Annotated in this window: 16 protein-coding genes; all 16 read right to left on the bottom strand. The window is 63.3% G+C overall.

All coding sequences use genetic code 11. The features are described 5' to 3' along the window. Positions 1–17: 17 nt before the first annotated feature. Positions 18–407: a VOC family protein gene (locus tag D002_RS0106240; RefSeq protein ID WP_018141055.1), complete on the bottom strand. Its 390-nt coding sequence runs from the start codon at positions 405–407 to the stop codon at positions 18–20. After that, a complete protein-coding gene (gene ispF / locus D002_RS0106235) occupies positions 404–895 on the bottom strand; it encodes a 2-C-methyl-D-erythritol 2,4-cyclodiphosphate synthase (protein WP_369772008.1) in 492 nt (163 codons plus the stop codon). Before ispF ends, D002_RS0106240 begins: the two co-directional genes overlap by 4 nt. A 2-nt stretch (positions 896–897) precedes the next feature. Then, positions 898–1,644 (bottom strand): 2-C-methyl-D-erythritol 4-phosphate cytidylyltransferase, encoded by a 747-nt coding sequence (gene ispD, locus D002_RS0106230; protein WP_018141053.1) that lies wholly within the window; start codon positions 1,642–1,644, stop codon positions 898–900. Beyond that, positions 1,637–2,044, bottom strand: coding sequence for a cell division protein FtsB (ftsB, locus tag D002_RS0106225; RefSeq protein ID WP_018141052.1), 408 nt, complete (start codon positions 2,042–2,044; stop codon positions 1,637–1,639). The genes ispD and ftsB overlap by 8 nt, the downstream gene beginning before the upstream one ends. Positions 2,045–2,234: 190 nt before the next feature. Next, on the bottom strand, positions 2,235–3,512 hold the full coding sequence (eno, locus tag D002_RS0106220; RefSeq protein WP_018141051.1) for a phosphopyruvate hydratase: 1,278 nt from the start codon (positions 3,510–3,512) through the stop codon (positions 2,235–2,237). 74 nt (positions 3,513–3,586) lie between these two features. Then, entirely contained in the window at positions 3,587–4,429 is an 843-nt protein-coding gene (gene kdsA, locus D002_RS0106215; protein WP_018141050.1) for a 3-deoxy-8-phosphooctulonate synthase, read from the bottom strand. A 65-nt stretch (positions 4,430–4,494) separates the two neighbouring features. After that, the gene (locus tag D002_RS0106210) at positions 4,495–6,162 is read right to left on the bottom strand and encodes a CTP synthase (RefSeq protein ID WP_018141049.1); all 1,668 of its coding nucleotides are present in this window, start codon (positions 6,160–6,162) and stop codon (positions 4,495–4,497) included. Positions 6,163–6,266: 104 nt separating this feature from the next. Beyond that, positions 6,267–7,943 (bottom strand): PP2C family protein-serine/threonine phosphatase, encoded by a 1,677-nt coding sequence (locus D002_RS0106205; protein ID WP_018141048.1) that lies wholly within the window; start codon positions 7,941–7,943, stop codon positions 6,267–6,269. Beyond that, positions 7,943–8,785, bottom strand: coding sequence for a GGDEF domain-containing protein (locus tag D002_RS0106200; RefSeq protein ID WP_051068446.1), 843 nt, complete (start codon positions 8,783–8,785; stop codon positions 7,943–7,945). Before D002_RS0106200 ends, D002_RS0106205 begins: the two co-directional genes overlap by 1 nt. A 23-nt stretch (positions 8,786–8,808) precedes the next feature. After that, on the bottom strand, positions 8,809–9,201 hold the full coding sequence (locus tag D002_RS0106195) for a DUF1987 domain-containing protein (RefSeq protein WP_018141046.1): 393 nt from the start codon (positions 9,199–9,201) through the stop codon (positions 8,809–8,811). After that, positions 9,201–9,791, bottom strand: coding sequence for a SiaB family protein kinase (locus D002_RS0106190; protein WP_018141045.1), 591 nt, complete (start codon positions 9,789–9,791; stop codon positions 9,201–9,203). The genes D002_RS0106195 and D002_RS0106190 overlap by 1 nt, the downstream gene beginning before the upstream one ends. Next, positions 9,784–10,509 (bottom strand): ABC transporter substrate-binding protein, encoded by a 726-nt coding sequence (locus D002_RS0106185; protein ID WP_018141044.1) that lies wholly within the window; start codon positions 10,507–10,509, stop codon positions 9,784–9,786. Before D002_RS0106185 ends, D002_RS0106190 begins: the two co-directional genes overlap by 8 nt. A 100-nt stretch (positions 10,510–10,609) precedes the next feature. Next, complete coding sequence (gene tilS / locus D002_RS0106180; RefSeq protein WP_026181562.1) at positions 10,610–11,812, bottom strand: tRNA lysidine(34) synthetase TilS; 1,203 nt, start codon at positions 11,810–11,812, stop codon at positions 10,610–10,612. Between the two features lie 76 nt (positions 11,813–11,888). Continuing rightward, positions 11,889–12,854, bottom strand: a complete 966-nt coding sequence (locus D002_RS0106175) for an acetyl-CoA carboxylase carboxyltransferase subunit alpha (RefSeq protein WP_018141042.1) — start codon at positions 12,852–12,854, stop codon at positions 11,889–11,891. 103 nt (positions 12,855–12,957) lie between these two features. Then, on the bottom strand, positions 12,958–16,431 hold the full coding sequence (gene dnaE, locus D002_RS0106170) for a DNA polymerase III subunit alpha (protein WP_018141041.1): 3,474 nt from the start codon (positions 16,429–16,431) through the stop codon (positions 12,958–12,960). Beyond that, complete coding sequence (gene rnhB, locus D002_RS0106165; protein ID WP_018141040.1) at positions 16,428–17,036, bottom strand: ribonuclease HII; 609 nt, start codon at positions 17,034–17,036, stop codon at positions 16,428–16,430. Before rnhB ends, dnaE begins: the two co-directional genes overlap by 4 nt. Positions 17,037–17,108: the final 72 nt, after the last annotated feature.

Raw genomic sequence — 17,108 nt, 5'->3', positions numbered from 1 at the left:
ACCCTACCCCCGTTACCTTAGTCGGCCTCCAATAACTCGATGGTATTGCCATCTCGGTCGCGGACAAAGGCGGCCATTCGCCCGGAGCGGCTGCGCTCCGCAGGAAAACCGCCTGCCTCCAGCCGTCGCAGCAGCTCCTCCAGCCCTTGAACTCGCAAGGCTAGATGGCGATCGCGGCCCCCGGGGACCGGACGCGAGGCAGGATCCGGGTTCTCGCCGCCCAGCAGATGCAGCGCCTGTCCACTACCCAGGTCGTACCATCGCCCGGGGAAACCCAGACCGGGGCGCGGAAGAGGGAGGAGGCCTAGCAATGTCTCGTAGAAGTGACGCGCCACTTCCGGGTCGGCCACCACCAGGCTGGCGTGATCCACTCGCAACACCCGTGCATTCACCGACGAGGCCGTCATACCTTCATCAGGCCCGAGACGGGTTCCAGCAATACGACTGCCTGGGCGGCTACGCCTTCACCACGCCCCGTAAACCCGAGGCGTTCGGTTGTGGTCGCCTTTACGTTAATGACTGCAAGCGGACAGTCGAGGTCCGATGCCAGATGGGCACGCATCGCCTCTACATGCGGCGCCATCTTAGGAGCCTGCGCAATAACGGTCGCATCCAGATTGGTCGGCCGCCACCCTGCATCGGCCACGCGGCGCACCGTCTCCCGCAGCAGGAGCCGGCTATCGGCCCCACGAAACTGGGGGTCGGTATCCGGGAAGTGGCGGCCGATATCGCCTAGTGCCGCCGCACCCAGCAAGGCATCACAAACGGCGTGCAACAGCACATCGCCATCGGAATGCGCCACAAAACCACGGTCGAAGGGAATACGCTCGCCGCCCAGAACCAGGTGATCACCTTCGCCGAAGGCATGCACATCGAAGCCTTGACCAATACGCATGCTCATGGACGGAACCCGCCTTCCAGACGTCCCTGCTGCATCAAGTACAGCCGCGCCAAATCCAGATCCTCCGCCCGGGTGATCTTGATATTCATCGCCGAGCCCTCAATCAGTCGGGGCTTCTTGCCCAGAAATTCGATGGCACTGGCCTCATCGGTGACTGCGTGCCCCGCGGCGCGTGCCTTCCGATTGGCTTCACGTAACACATCCAGCCTAAACATCTGCGGGGTCAATGCACGCCACACGCGGTCACGTTCCAGCGTCCGTTCCACATGCCCCGCCCCATCACTCCATTTGATGGTATCGGTACTTGGACAGGCAAGCAGCCCACCCACCGCATCATCACCCAGCGCCCGCAGCAAATGATCGACATCGCTGACCGGAAGACAAGGCCGTGCCGCGTCATGCACCAGCACCCAGTCTTCACCGTGTGCCCGCTCACTCAGGAAGTCCAGCCCGTTCTGGACGGAATCGGCGCGTTCGGCGCCCCCCGCCACACGAAACAGCCGTCCTCCCGCCGATGGAAGATCCAGGGCGTCTGGGTCCACGTCCGGCCCGAGCACCAGTACCACCCCCCGGATACGCGGATGTTCCAGAAAGATGGACAGGGTGTGGGCCAGGATGGTCCGCGATCCGAGGGTCAAGTATTGCTTGGGTCGATCCGAACCCATGCGCCGCCCAATGCCGGCCGCGGGAATCAACGCCCAAAACGCGGCCTCGCGATCCCGATCGCGCAGGTCGTCAGCCATCAAATGGATCCTCCGGGGGCAGTGTGTCGGTCGCCGGCTCCGCGTCCTCCGGAACCTGCGAGTCCGGCCCGGGAGCCGTGTCCTCCGCCGGTCCTGGAAGCGGTTCCACCTCCAGGATAACCGGCGGCTCGTCCCCGACCACGAAGAAGAACGTCTCGTCCTCTCGGATCATGCCAAGATCCCTGCGCGCGCGCTCCTCGACGGCCTCCGTACCACCGCGCAGATCGCGCACCTCGGCCTCGAGTGCTTGATTGCGTTGTTCCAGTTCCGCATTGGCCTCCTGCTGGCGCTCCACCTGCTCGCGCAGATCGCGCACATCGCGCCAGCTCCCCTCGCCCAACCACAACGGCCATTGCAGCATCAGCAACACGAGCACCAGGCCCAGGAGGAGTCCTCGCATTACCCGTGCCCCACATGGCCAAACGCCAATACCCCACCCCCGCGACCCGCAAGGGTCTCGGAGAATGGGGCCAGAATGGTTGTTGGATCGGCGAGCATGCCCGGCATTCTACGAGTCCCTGCCGCACGGGGACAGGAACCGCGCCGCACGCTGAAAACCCCGCAGGGACCAAGCCAGGCTGCGACTTGCGTTACCCGCGGAAGGTGAACGCAGACATGCCCGGGTAGCTTGCACGCGAGCCCAGATGCTCCTCGATACGAAGCAGCTGGTTGTACTTGGCCACCCGATCCGAACGCGACAGGGAACCGGTCTTGATCTGCCCGGCACGCGTGGCCACTGCCAAATCGGCAATGGTGACATCCTCGGTCTCGCCGGAACGGTGCGAGATCACGGCGGTGTAGTTCGCCTGGCGCGCCATCTCGATCGCTTCCAGGGTTTCGGTCACAGTACCGATCTGGTTCAGCTTGATCAGGATCGAATTGGCCACACCCTTGTCGATGCCTTCCTGGAGGATGCGCGTGTTGGTCACGAACAGATCATCGCCCACCAGCTGAACCCGCTTGCCCAGGCGTTCAGTGAGGGTCTTCCAACCGGCCCAGTCATCCTCGGCCATACCGTCTTCGATGGTCAGAATCGGATACCGATCGACCCAGTGCGCCAGATACTCCGAGAATTCATCCGCGGAGAACGCCTTGCCTTCGGAATCCAGGTGGTAGCGCCCGTCACGGTAGAACTCGGAGCTGGCGCAGTCGAGCCCGATCCAGATGTCCTCACCAGCCTTGAAGCCCGCGTTGTGGATCGCCTCCAGGATCACTTCGATGGCGGCGGAGTTGGACGGAAGATCCGGCGCAAAGCCCCCCTCGTCGCCCACTGCCGTCGCCAGGCCTCGCTTGGCCAGCACCTTCTTCAGGGCATGGAACACCTCCGCACCATAACGCACCGCTTCGCGTACGGATTCCGCGCCGACCGGCAGGATCATGAACTCCTGCATATCGACGCTGTTGTCCGCATGCGCACCGCCATTGATGATGTTCATCATCGGCACCGGCAGCATCGTGGCGTTTTCGCCCCCCAGGGTTTCGAACAACGGCTGTTCCCGATCGGCAGCCAGGGCATGGGACGCGGCCATGGACACGGCCAGCAGGGCATTGGCCCCCAGGCGCGACTTGTTCTCGGTACCGTCCAACTCCAGCATGCGGCGGTCCACCGCCGTCTGATCCAGCTCCATTCCGCGCAGGGCATCGCGAATCTCGCCGTTCACGTGACTGACGGCCTTCAGGACGCCCTTGCCACCGTAACGCTTCTCGTCGTCGCGCAGTTCCAGGGCCTCGCGCGCACCGGTGGATGCACCCGACGGCACCGCCGCGCGCCCCATGGCACCCGAGTTCAGGACAACATCAGCCTCGACCGTCGGGTTACCCCGGGAATCGATGATCTCGCGGGCCAAAATATCCGCAATCTGGGACATGCTCTCTCCTTGGAAAATACCCGCCCGAACGAGACCGCCCGGGACGTTTAATCAAATCAGTAATACGTTTGCTGTTAGCGCAGGCCGTATTCCGCCTCTGCGAATGGCTGTGCCTTGGTCGCCGCGTCCAGTGCCTTCAGGGTCCGCAACAATTCCGCCATCTTCGGTAGCGGCCAGGCATTCGGACCGTCGGACAGCGCCTTATCGGGGTCCGGATGGGTCTCCATGAACAGCCCTGCGACGCCGGCCGCCACGGCGGCCCTGGCCAACACCGGCACAAACTCACGTTGCCCACCGGAGGTGGCACCCTGCCCCCCTGGCTGTTGTACCGAATGAGTCGCATCGAAGACCACCGGGCAGCCGGTCTGGCGCATCTGGGCCAGGCCCCGCATATCCGAAATCAGTGTGTTATAGCCAAAGGAGACGCCGCGTTCACAGACCATGATCTGATCGTTGCCGACCTCGCGGGCCTTGTCGACCACATTGCCCATGTCCCACGGCGCCAGGAATTGGCCTTTCTTGATGTTCACCGGGCGGCCCTGACGCGCGACATTCTGGATGAAGTTTGTCTGGCGACAGAGAAATGCAGGCGTCTGCAACACATCCGCTACAGTGGCCACTTCGTCCAGCGCGGTGTCCTCGTGCACGTCGGTCAGCACGGGTACACCGATCTCGGCCTTCACCTTGTCCAGAATGCGCAAACCTTCTGCCATGCCCAAACCGCGAAAGCTCTTGGTGGACGAGCGGTTCGCCTTGTCAAAGGACGACTTGTAGATCAATGGAATGCCCAGGTCATCGGCAATCGTCTTGAGGCTAGCGGCGGTCTCCATTGCCATTGCCTCGGATTCGATGACACAGGGCCCCGCAATCAGGAAAAAGGGCTGATCGAGGCCGACTTCAAAACCGCAAAGCTGCATGGTCTGTCCTGTCTAGCAGCGCCTGGCCTCCGGCCAGCCACCGCGAAAAATCCAAATCCGACGACCTACTCCGTCAGGGCCGTCGTGGTTTCCGGTGCCCGCGCATCCTGAAAATCACGCGCGGCGCGCACGAAGCCGGTAAACAGCGGATGTCCGTCCCGCGGAGTCGAAGTGAACTCCGGGTGGAACTGACAGCCAACGAACCAAGGGTGTTCGGCCAGCTCGACGGCCTCCACCAACTCGCCGGAGTCCGACACGCCGGAGATTTTCAAGCCGGCGGCCTCCAGACGTTCGCGATAGGCATTGTTAAATTCAAACCGATGGCGATGGCGTTCTTCGACGCGCTCGCGGCCATAGGCTTCAGCAATCCGCGATCCTGCCGCCAGCCGGGCGTTTTGGGCACCCAGACGCATCGTCCCGCCGAGGTCGCTGTCGGCGTCCCGGCGTTCGATACGGCCCTCCTGGTCCTGCCACTCGGTAATCAGTGCGATCACCGGGTGTGGGGTATCCGGGGCAAACTCGGTGCTATGGGCGTCCTCGAGGCCGGCCACATCGCGCGCGAATTCAATAACCGCGACCTGCATCCCGAGGCAGATCCCGAGATACGGCACTCGGCGTTCGCGCGCATACCGCACCGCCGCGATCTTGCCTTCTACGCCGCGCTCACCGAAGCCTCCGGGGACGAGGATCGCATCCAGACCTTCCAGCTCACTGGCGGCCTCGTTCTCCGCACCTTCGAGCTTCTCGGAATCCAGGTAGCGGATCCGCACCCGCGTGCCGGCCTGGATGCCCGCATGGGTCAGCGCTTCGTTCACGGATTTGTAGGATTCGGTGAGATCAACGTATTTGCCAATCATGCCGACGGTCACTTCCGACTCCGGGAACTCCATGGCGTTGACCACGTGCTTCCAATCCGACAAATCCGCCTGCGGCGCCTCGATATGGAGTTTACGCAGCACGATCTCATCGAGCTTCTGCGAATGCAGCCACAATGGGATCTTGTAGATGTTGTCCACATCCACTGCGGAGATGACCGCTTTCTCTTCGACGTTGGTAAACAGCGCGATCTTGCGCCGCTCGCCCTCGGGGACGGCCTGCGTCGAGCGGCACAGGAGAATATCCGGTTGGATACCGATCGAGCGGAGTTCCTTGACCGAGTGCTGGGTCGGCTTGGTCTTGATCTCGCCGGCCGCCTCGATGTACGGAACCAGGGTCAGGTGCATAAACAGGGCGTTCTCATGCCCCAGCTCGACCCCCATCTGGCGGATCGCCTCGAGGAACGGCAGAGATTCGATGTCACCCACCGTGCCGCCGATCTCGATCAGGGCAATGTCGGCATCCCCGGCGCCCTCATGGATCGACCGCTTGATCTCGTCCGTGATATGCGGAATCACCTGCACGGTGCCGCCAAGGTAATCCCCCCGGCGTTCCTTGCGGATCACGTTCTCGTAGATCTGGCCGGTGGTGAAATTGTTGCGCCGCGAGGTGCGGATCCGCACGAACCGTTCGTAATGCCCCAGGTCGAGATCGGTCTCGGCACCGTCATCGGTAACGAACACCTCGCCATGCTGGAAGGGGCTCATGGTGCCCGGATCCACGTTGATGTAGGGGTCCAGTTTGAGCAACGTCACCTTGAGGCCGCGGGCCTCGAGGATGGCCCCCAGAGAGGCGGATGCAATACCTTTGCCCAGAGACGAGACCACGCCTCCGGTGATGAATACAAAACGCGTCATGCGGGAAACCTGGCTGGGGGCTGACAAGCACCGGACCCGGTTTATCCAATCCATCCGGGTTCGGCGGAAAACGCCTGTGAGAGTACCAGAGCGCCCGCCCCCGCTCAATCGGCGGGCGGGGGCAAACCTCCATTTCCCGACCCAGCCGACAAGGGTCGGAATGCGACCAGCGTCATGTCATCCCGGCGGGGCTCGCCATCGCGGTAATCCTCCAGCACCCGCACCACGGCGTCGATCTTGGCCGAAAGGTCGCGCCCGCTCTTGTCCCCCAGAACCTGACGCAGGCGCCGCCGGCCGAATAGCCGCGGGGGCTCGCCGCCAACATGGTCGTGCACCCCGTCCGTAATCAGGAAGAACTCCGTTCCGGGTTCGACTGCAACCTCGTGGTCTACCGGCTGCGCCGGTTCCAGGCTGCGATACCCCAAACCGCCGCGCACCCCCCGGATTTCTTCCACCTCGCCGCCCCGGTCGATCATCAACGGGAGCCCAACGCCCGCGAAAACCAGCTTGCGATTCTCCGGGTGGTACACGCATACCGCGGCCTCCAACCCGTCATCCGAGTCGGAGTCGTAGCCGTCCTGGCGCAGGCGCGAACGCACCAGACGGTCCATCTCGCGCAGGATCGCAGAAGGTTCCAGCAGTCGGTGTTCATGCAGGATTCGATCCAGGGCCGAGGCCACCACCAGGGTAATGAAGGCCCCCGGCACACCGTGGCCGGTGCAGTCCGCGACCACGAGGATGCTCTGGCCCTCGATCGCCTCCACCCAGAAGTAGTCACCACCCACCAGATGCAAGGGCTCCCAGTAGATCTGGACCTCGTCCATGTAACCATCAAGGGCGTGCTTGTCCGGTAACATCGCCGTCTGGATGCGTCGGGCATAGCGGATGCTTTCCACCACCAGTCGGTTACTGCGTTCGAGCTCGCGGTTCGCCTCGTCGACCTGCGCCAGGGCGCGCTCGGTCTCCGCCTTCTCCTCTTCCAGCTGGCGCGTGCGTTCCTCGACGCGGCGCTCAAGATCCGCATTCAGGGCCTTGAGTTCACCCCGCGCGCCATCACGGGCATCGAGCCCCTCCTGAAACGCACGCAACAGTCGGTCCAGCGAACGCCCTAACGCGCCGAGCTCGTCATTTTCGTGATGCCCGAGTCGGGGCATCGGCCACTGTGCCGGCTGGTCCGGGTTGGTTTCCGCCACCGCACGGGAAATCCGCAGCATCGGCCGCAACATCAGCACGTAGAACAGCAGCACGACGACCAGCGACACGATGATCGCCTGCGTAACACTGGTTACCACGCCCGTCTGAAGCCGGCCAACAAAGATCTGGCCCAGCACGGCGGGGTCCAGCTCGACCTGCAGCTGCCCTACCCCCTGGATATTGCCGCGGGTATCCGGGTGACGAAGCTCGCGTTCGTGGGTCTGCAGATCGCCAAACAGCCACTGCGTCCATTCCCCGGCCGCGCGCTCGCGCTCACGAGAATCCGACGCCAGGGTGTTCCCGAAATCATCGAGGATCTCGACGCGGCGAATTTCCTGGAAGACGAGCAGTCCCTGCACCAGCGAGTCCGCTTGGTCCGCGCTAAGCTGAAAGGCAGCCTCGGCCGCCGGGGGTTCAACCAGACGTTGCAGCCGGTCGATCTGCTCCGTGGTCTCGGCACGAAAGGCATTCCAGTCCGAGGCGATTACGTACGCACTGGAGAGAAGGCTCAAGGCCAGGGCCACCAACAGTGTGGCGACGGCCAGCTTGGCGACAAGGCTTCGATGTCGGCGCGCGCCGCCCCTCATCAGCCGTGTTCGCCGTGCGTTTGCACGATGACACGGTTGCGTCCTTCGTTTTTGGCGCGGTAGAGGAGATCATCGGAAAGTGCCACCAACTCCCCGGCATCCGGCCACGGGGTCGTGGTGACCACGAGACCGATCGACACCGCCAGTGAAAGCGGCTCGCCCTTCCAGTGCAGGGATGCATTCTCGACTGCGCTGCGAATCCGTTCAGCCAGTGCTCGCGCCCCTTCCACATCCAGATCCGCGGCTACCACCAGGAATTCTTCGCCCCCCATACGCCCCGCGTACTGTTCCGCCCCGAGTTCGCCGCGCAAGATGTCGGCGAAACTCTCCAGCGCGAAATCACCCGCCGCGTGGCCATGGGTGTCGTTGAGTGTCTTGAAGTCGTCGAGATCCAGCATCATGACGGCCAGAGAATGCGCCTGGTCGCCGACGCTCTCCGCCATGCCCTCGACACAGTCGATCACGCGCCGGCGCGAGAAAAGGCCGGTCAGGGCATCTTCAAGGGCCAAGCGTTCCAGCTCGGCTGTGAGGCGTTCACGCTCGCGGACTTCATCCGACAATGCGTTATTCAATTGAGCGAGATGGTCCGCCTGTTCACGCAACTGGCGATTCGCATCCTGAAGGTCTGCCTGCATCCGATCGCTCATGCGCATCATGCGGCGTTGTGCGCGGTATCCCTCGGAGTAGGCCTTGGCCAGCACCTTCACGCCATCCGCAACCGCATCCAGGGCCTCGAGCATCTGCTCGGACCGATGCATGATCGCCTTTTCCTGTTCAAACAATGAAAAGTCGGCCAGGCCCTCCGCATCCTGGCCCTCTCGGGTCAGGTTCGGGGACTTCATCGGATCCTCACGCGAAGGGGCGGTCATGACGAGGGGCACATCCGATAGTCGGCGTGTTCGAAATCTTCGGAAAAGTCCTCACCGAACTCTTCCATGGTCTCGTCATCCTCGTGATAGCACCAGTTGATGCGCACCTGCACCCCCGACTGAGCGGCATCCTCCAGAATCTGGAACATGTTCATCAAGGCCTTTGCGGTAGAGCTGTTGAAATAGATCATCTCGACCGTGAATTCCACCTCGTCGCTGACTCGGTCTTCTATCGCTTGCCGCAATCCCTGGGTCAAAGGGCCATAGAAATTCGCCGCATCCTCCGGATAGGACTCTCCGGAAAGCCGGTACGTACCGGCACCAAAGTCGAACTGCACCGCCGGGGTCCGGTCAGTGGCCTCGTGTTCAATGCTTTCGACGACTGCCATCAGATATAGGCCTTCAGGACAAAATAGGATTGCGCATCGGAAATATGCTGGAAATCGAACTGGATCGGCTCGCTCGCCCGCCGGGCAATCTCGATCAGGCCGATGCTCCCGCCCTTGCTACCTTCGTCCGGGGGTTCGCGCAGCTTTTCCTTGTAGAAACGCCGCAACTCGGCACTGTCCATACCTGCCAGTTCACGCAGCCGTACGGCCAGAGTATCGGCGTCCTTGCGGCCGATGACATTGCCACAGATCACGAAAAAGCGGCCCTGATCCGAACCTACGGTGATCATCCCGGAGCTCAGCTCGATCGGCGGCTCCGCATCATGTTCAATCCGTTCCGCCGAATAGCGGATGATGTTCTGCACCTGTTCGACGAACACCGAAAACACGCGGTTGACGGTCTTGGTGTCGGTCGACTCCAGGCGGATTTTCTGCCGCAGGGCGTCGCCGAGCGCTTTCAGAATGCCTTCGGAGATGTAGCCGGTAAAAGAGAAGATAATGCCGCGCCGCGTCATGTTCTGCTGAAAGTCTAGGACCTCCTCGGCAATCAGGGGCGTCGAATCGGCCCGGGCTTCGGCTGTATCACTCATCAGACTCTCCGTTTCGTGCGAGCACCTCCTGCAGGATCGCCTCATAGCGGCCGTCCTCGCGCATGGCGTCCAATTCCTCCTGCATGCGATCGAGGACCTCGCGATCCGTGTCCGGGTGGCAAGCCAGCGACATCACGGTATCGTTGAACGCAAACAGGGAGCGGAGTTCCCCGATCCCTTCCTGCTGGGCATACCAGGGGGCCAGGTATTCCCCGCTGACCCAGACGTCGATCCGGTTCGCCGCCAATTTGCGCGCATTGAGGCGGTCGTTGGGCGCCGTATCAACAGGGATGCCCTGTGCCTCGACATAGAGCGCCACCGCATCGTCACGATATCCGCCAACCCGGTAGCGCTCGAGACCCTCCAGTGAATCGGCCTCTACCTCGGAGTCTTCCAGTACGAACGCATGCCACTGGTTATCCACCAACGGTCCAACCCAGGTAAACAGGTCTTCCCGCTCCTCGGTACGAGTAGTGGAAAACACGCAGGTACCGGCTTCGGACTGGGCCTGGGCATAGGCGCGACTCCAGGGCAGGAGGCGGATTTCGGCGTCGGCATCAGCCGCATCCAGCAACACATGCATGACCCGAACAGAAATGCCGTCCAGTTCACCGGATTCAGTCACGAAATTGAAGGGCGGATAGCTCTCGGTCGTCAGGCTCAGCGAACCGGCCGACAACGGAGTGGCCAGCAGCATCGTGGCCGCCAGAAAACCCATACCCGTGCGTCGTCCACGTTGTGTCAAAGACCCAGTCACGTGCCGCTCACCCGAAAACCCATATAGATGGCCAAAGAATCGTCCGATTCGTGTGGCGCAGTCAACTACGGGCGTTAGCCGATTGCGGCCAATAGACCGCCACGACAATGCCATCCAATTGACGCAAAAGCGGAACCCGGTGACGTTCCCATGGTGGGATGCCACGCTCTTGCATCAGCTTTTTCAGCGAACGATGGCCACATTCGGTCGCAACGAGCTCTCCCCCCGAGCGATAGCTAACGATAAGGGCTGTCCCCGGATCCACGCCCATGGCGGGGAGGTCTGCGCGCATCAATCGGCGTCCGTCCTCGAGTGTCATGACCTCCTGGTCCGCGGGCCAGGGCCGGTCTGCAATCGTAAGCGCCCCTTCCGAATCGCTCGACGAACCCGCGAAAATGGCGTCACGATAGCGGCGCATCCACCCTTCGTCCCACTCCAACGCGGGTGTGGCATCGAGCGCCCCTTCCAGGGTCTGGCGCAGAAACTCGCTTAAGCGGTGGTGTCCGGGCGGTCGGATCCCGCGTTGGCGCAGCCAGTAACGCAACAGGCCACGCTGCTCCGGCTCGTTCAGACGCCGCAGCATGCGCAGATCCAGCGAATGATCGACGGATGCCTGCGCGACCGCGAGCTGCCCCGCGAAGAACTGATCGCGCTGATCCATCGCTTCCTGCTGCCAGTGCGCGCTGCGAGCCAGGCTACCCGGCACATCGAAGCGCTCGCGCAACGCGGGCATCACCTTTTGCCGAAGGAAGTTGCGATCAAAACGGGAGTCGGCGTTCGTGGGGTCGTCATACCACGCGAGCCCGTGGTGGTCCGCATAGGCCTTCAATTCAATACGAGCAAGCCCCAGCCATGGCCGCCCGAGCCAGGTGTCGCCCTCGCGCCGAACCGCTCGCATGGCCTGGAGCCCCTCTGGGCCGCTCCCCCGCAGGGCTGCGAGCAGAAAGGTCTCGGCCTGGTCGTCGGCATGCTGGGCGGAGAGGATCAGATCGCCCTGCCCAAGTCCCTCACGCAAGGCCGCATAGCGCGCCTCGCGGGCGGCCGCCTCGACACCCTGCCCGTGTCCCGTCCCCACCGTGACGGTTCGCAACAGGAAAGGGCAGCCCAGGGACGCCGTAACATCACCACAGTGCTTGGCCTGACGCGACGAGTCCGGACGCAGACCGTGGTCAACGTGCATGGCTTCCAGCCCGGATACGCGCAGGCTTGCGGCCACGTGCAACAACACCGTGGAATCCAGGCCGCCACTGAAGGCCACCCGCACCGTCCGGACCACCGGATGATCTTGGAGAAACCCCCTTAGGGCTTCGACCGCGGACTCCGCACGCGCGGCCCGCGGATCAGGAAGGCGTTTCCTGGAAGGCACCGTAATCCATCAGACGCCGATAACGCCGCTCAAGACGTTTGCCCGGGTCCAGACCTTCGAGACTATCCAGCGTCTCCAGCAAGGCGGCCCGCAGGCTGGACGACATCGCCTCGGGGTTGCGATGGGCACCGCCCAGCGGCTCCGAGATGATCCGGTCCACCAAACCCAGCTCCCTCAGGCGCTCCGAGGTGATGCCCAGGGCTTCGGCCGCCTCGGAGGCCTTTTCCGCGCTCTTCCACAGGATCGAGGCACAACCCTCGGGCGAGATCACCGAATAGGTCGAGTACTGCAGCATCAACGTCGCATCGCCGACCCCGATCGCCAGGGCACCGCCGGAACCGCCCTCTCCGATCACCGTAGCGATGATCGGCGTGTCCAGACGCGCCATCACGCGCAGGTTGCGGGCGATGGCCTCGCTCTGGCCGCGCTCCTCGGCCCCCACGCCCGGGTAGGCACCAGGGGTATCGATGAAGGTGAGCACCGGCATCCGAAACCGCTCCGCCATCTCCATCAGCCGCAAGGCCTTGCGATACCCTTCGGGCCGCGGCATGCCGAAATTACGGTAGACCTTGTCTCGGGTCTGACGGCCCTTCTGGTGCCCAATCAGCATCACTGGACGGCCATCAAGGCGGGCCACCCCACCGACGATCGCCGGGTCGTCACCGAAGGCGCGATCCCCGTGCAACTCCTCGAATTCATCGAACAGCGCCGGGATATAGTCGAGGGTGTACGGTCGCCGCGGATGCCGTGACATCTGGGAGACCTGCCAGGGCGTCAGCTTGGCGAAAATACTTTCCGTAAGGGACCGGCACTTGTCTTCCAGGCGATGGATCTCTTCCTGGATATTGACCTCGGCATCGTCACCGACATAGCGAAGATCGCGGATCTTCGCCTCCAGTTCGGCAATAGGCTGTTCGAAGTCGAGAAAGTCCGGATTCATGCAGGGTCCCGCGTCGGAAGGATGGAAGTTCAGGAGCGGAATTGTACCCAATTGGTCCGCACTTCGCTGCTAGCCGCGGCCAACCGAACGAGCCTTTCCCGCGTCACCGCCCGTAGAGCACCTGTGCCAGACAGTCGGGCCCAAGGGATTGCTGAATGCCACGGAGAAGCCGTTCATCGGGCCGAATGGTCCAGTTCTCGGGCAGGTTCAGATCCGCCTCCAGGCCATCGCGGCGATAGCACAGGTGCACCCGACAAGGGCCCTCGCGGTGCGCCTCCATCAGTCCACGCAGATGCGCCACTTGCTCCGGCACGACCCCCTCCAAACACAGGTGCAGCGCCCGTGCCCACTGGGCGCGCGCCTCGTCGAGGTTGTACACCACCCGCGCACGCATCCGGACCCCACCGGCGTAATCATCCAGTGTCACCGTACCTTCCGCGACCAAAAGGGAGTCGGGCTCCAGACGATCCTTGTAGGCAGTGAAATCATCATTGAACAGGACCACCTCCGCCCGTCCGCTGCGATCATCCAGAGTCACAATACCCATGCGTCCACTCTGCGTGTTCCGCACTCGGACACCCACGATCAGACCCGCAATCCGCACCGTCTCCTGTTTGCCTCGCCACTTCTGCTTCGGCGATTCGTCCGGGCGCTCCTCGAGCTTCGACTCCAACGCCTGGAGCGTCGTACCCGTCAGCCGCAGAAGTTCCGCCCGATAGCGCTCCACCGGGTGCCCGGTCAGGTACAACCCCAGCGTGTCCTTCTCACCGCGCAGACGATCGTCATCTTCCATTTCCGGGAGCGTCTCGCTCTCCGGGATCACTGCAGCGGCGGGGTCCCCGAACAGGTCGACCACACCCAGGCTGGCATTGCGCTCGGTTTGTTCGGCCGCGGCCACGGCCATCGGGATATCGTTGAGGAGCGTAGCCCGATTGGCTCCGATTTCATCCAGGGCACCGGCGCGTACCAGGGTCTCGAGCACACGCTTGTTCAGCTTGCCAAGCTCCACCCGCTGGCACAGATCAACCAAGCCGTGGAATGCGCCGCCTTCGGCCCGCGCCTTCAGCAGGGTGTCGATCGCCGACTCGCCGACCCCCTTGATCGCCCCCAGGCCGTAGACGACGGTCTGCGCGTCGCGACAGGTAAATCGGTAATCGGACTGGTTCACGTCCGGCGGCAGGACTTCCAGCCCCATGTTGCGACATTCCTCGATCAACCCCACCACCTTGTCGGTGTTGTCCATATCGGCGGACAGCACCGCCGCCATGAACGGCGCCGGATAATGCGCCTTGAGCCAGGCTGTCTGGTAGGCGACCAGGGCATACGCCGCCGAGTGCGACTTGTTGAAGCCGTAGCCCGCGAACTTCTCCATCAGATCGAAGATATAGGTCGCGACCCCTTCGTCGACCCCGCGCCCGAGCGCACCCTCGAGGAAGATCTCGCGCTGCTTGGCCATCTCCTCGGGCTTTTTCTTGCCCATCGCACGCCGCAGCAGGTCCGCGCCGCCCAGGGTGTAGTTGCCCAGCACCTGGGCAATCTGCATCACCTGCTCCTGGTACAGGATGACGCCGTAGGTCGGCTTCAGGATCGGTTCCAGATCCGGATGCGGGTACTCGACCTGGGCACGACCGTGCTTGCGGTCGATGAAGTCGTCCACCATGCCCGACTGCAGCGGCCCCGGCCGGTAGAGCGCCACCAGCGCGATGATCTCCTCGAAGCTGTCGGGCTGCAGACGCTTGATCAGATCCTTCATCCCGCCGGATTCCAGCTGGAACACCGCGGTGGTCTGGTAATCCTTCAGCAGGCGGAAGGTGTCCGGGTCATCCAGCGGGATCGCGTCCAGGTCTACCCGCTCCTCGGCATCCATCTTGCGGACGTTCTCGACCGCCCAGTCGATGATGGTGAGCGTGCGCAGGCCGAGGAAGTCGAACTTGACCAGGCCGACCGCCTCAACATCGTCCTTGTCGAAGTGCGTGACCAGCGAGCCTCCATCGTCTTCGCAGTACAGCGGCGAGAAGTCGGTCAGCGCCGACGGCGCAATGACCACCCCACCCGCGTGCTTGCCCGCGTTTCGAGTCAGGCCTTCCAATTTCTGCGCCAGGTCGATGATCGCGCGGACTTCATCGTCCTGATCGTACTGGACCTTCAGGTCCTCGCTCTCGGTCAACGCCCTCTGCAGCGTCATGCCGAGCTCGAACGGAATCAGCTTGGCAATTCGGTCCACAAATCCATAGCCATGCCCCAGCACGCGCCCGACATCGCGTACCACCGCCTTGGCCGCCATGGTGCCGTGGGTGATGATCTGCGAGACCTTGTCACGCCCGTAGCGCTCCGCCACATAGTCGATGACGTCATCGCGCTTTTCCATGCAGAAATCGACATCGAAGTCGGGCATGGAGACACGTTCCGGATTAAGAAACCGCTCGAAAAGAAGCTCGTAACGCAATGGATCGAGGTCGGTAATACCGAGTGCATATGCGACGAGCGAGCCTGCTCCCGAACCGCGGCCCGGCCCTACCGGAATCGCGTTGTCCTTGGCCCACTGGATAAAGTCCGCCACGATCAGGAAGTAGCCGGGAAAGCCCATCTGGCAGATCACGTCCAGCTCGCGCTTCAGGCGTGCTTCGTACTCTTCTGTTGGGGCGAAACAGAAACGCTCCAGCCGCGCATTCAGACCCTGTGCGGAGGTCTCCCGCAGGTGGTCTTCGACCGTGGAGCCCTCGGGCACCGGGAAATCCGGCAACACGGATTCGCCCAGGGTCAGGCTGACACTGCAGCGCCGCGCGATTGCGACGCTGTTGGCCAACGCCTCGGGAATGTCCGCGAACAACTCGGCCATCTCGGCGGGGGTGCGCAGGTACTGCGCCTCCGAGTACCGGCGCGGGCGGCGGGGATCGTCCAGCGTGACCCCGTCATGGATACAGACACGCGCCTCATGGGCCTCGAAGTCCTCACGGCGCAGGAAACGCACGTCGTTGGTGGCTACCACAGGAAGATCAAAGACCTCGGCCGCCGCCAGAGCCTGTTCGATCCAGGCCTCCTCCCCCGGCCGATCACTGCGGACCAGTTCCAGGTAGAAGCGGCCGGGGAAGCGCTGCATCCAGGGTTCCAGATCCTCCGCCAGCAGCGCGCGGGAGGCCCCCGAGCCATTCACGAACAAACCATCGATGCCACCCGATAGCGCGATCAGGCCGTCCGCCGCCGTGTCCAGCCAGGCGCAATCCACGCGCGGGATACCCTTCTCCTGGCCTTCCTGCCAGGCGCGCGAGATCAGGCGGGTGAGGTTGCGATAGCCCGGGTCGTCCTGCGCCAGCAGGGTCATGCGTGCCAGGCTGCCGTCCGCACGGGCGTCGCGGATCAGCACATCGGCGCCAATAATCGGCTGCACCCCCTGCCCGATCGCCGCCCGATAAAACTTCACCAGTCCGAACAGGTTGCAGTGGTCGGTCACCGCGACCGCCGGCATGCCCGCCTCCGCCACCGCATGGACCAGCGGTTTCAGCCGCACCAGCCCATCGATCAGGGAATACTCCGAGTGCACCCGAAGGTGGACGAAGCCGTGTTCCACCGCGCTCATGCACCGAACTCCCGGTCGCACATCCGCAATGCCCGCGCCACCGGTGCGAAGCTTTGACGATGCTGCGGGCAGGGTCCCAGGCGCTCCAGAGCCTCCCGATGCGCCGGTGTCGGGTACCCGGAATGGCGGTCGAAACCATAGCCGGGGTATTCGTCATGCAAGTCCTTCAGCCAGCGATCACGCGCCACCTTGGCAATGATGGAGGCGGCGCTGATCGCGGGTACCGAGCCATCTCCACCGACAATCGCCTCCGCCGTCCAGGGCCCCTCGGGCGTGAAGCGTCCATCGACCAGAAGATGCCTCGGCGCCACCGAAAGCCCCGCAACCGCACGCTGCATGGCCAGCAAGGTTGCACGGTGAATATTCAGCGCGTCGATCTCGGCCGCCTCAACGCGTCCCAGTGACCATGCCAAAGCGTCTGCTCGAATCTGCAGGTCCAGGGATTCCCTGCGTTTGGGGCTTAGCTTCTTGGAGTCCGCCAAACCGGCGCCGGTATAGCCCACCGGAAGGATGACCGCTGCCGCCACGACCGGTCCGGCCAAGGGCCCACGACCTACCTCGTCCACGCCGGCGATATAGCGCTGCGCTGCCTCTGTATCGGACATGGAGTCTCCACGACGGTGAACTGCGGGCAATCGCCCGAACGTGACCATGCGCCGCGCCGGGGATCCGTTACA

It is taken from the genome of Thioalkalivibrio sp. ALJ7 (genome assembly GCF_000376865.1).
Lineage (GTDB): Bacteria > Pseudomonadota > Gammaproteobacteria > Ectothiorhodospirales > Ectothiorhodospiraceae > Thioalkalivibrio.
This window is presented reverse-complemented; position numbering and strand designations above follow the sequence as displayed.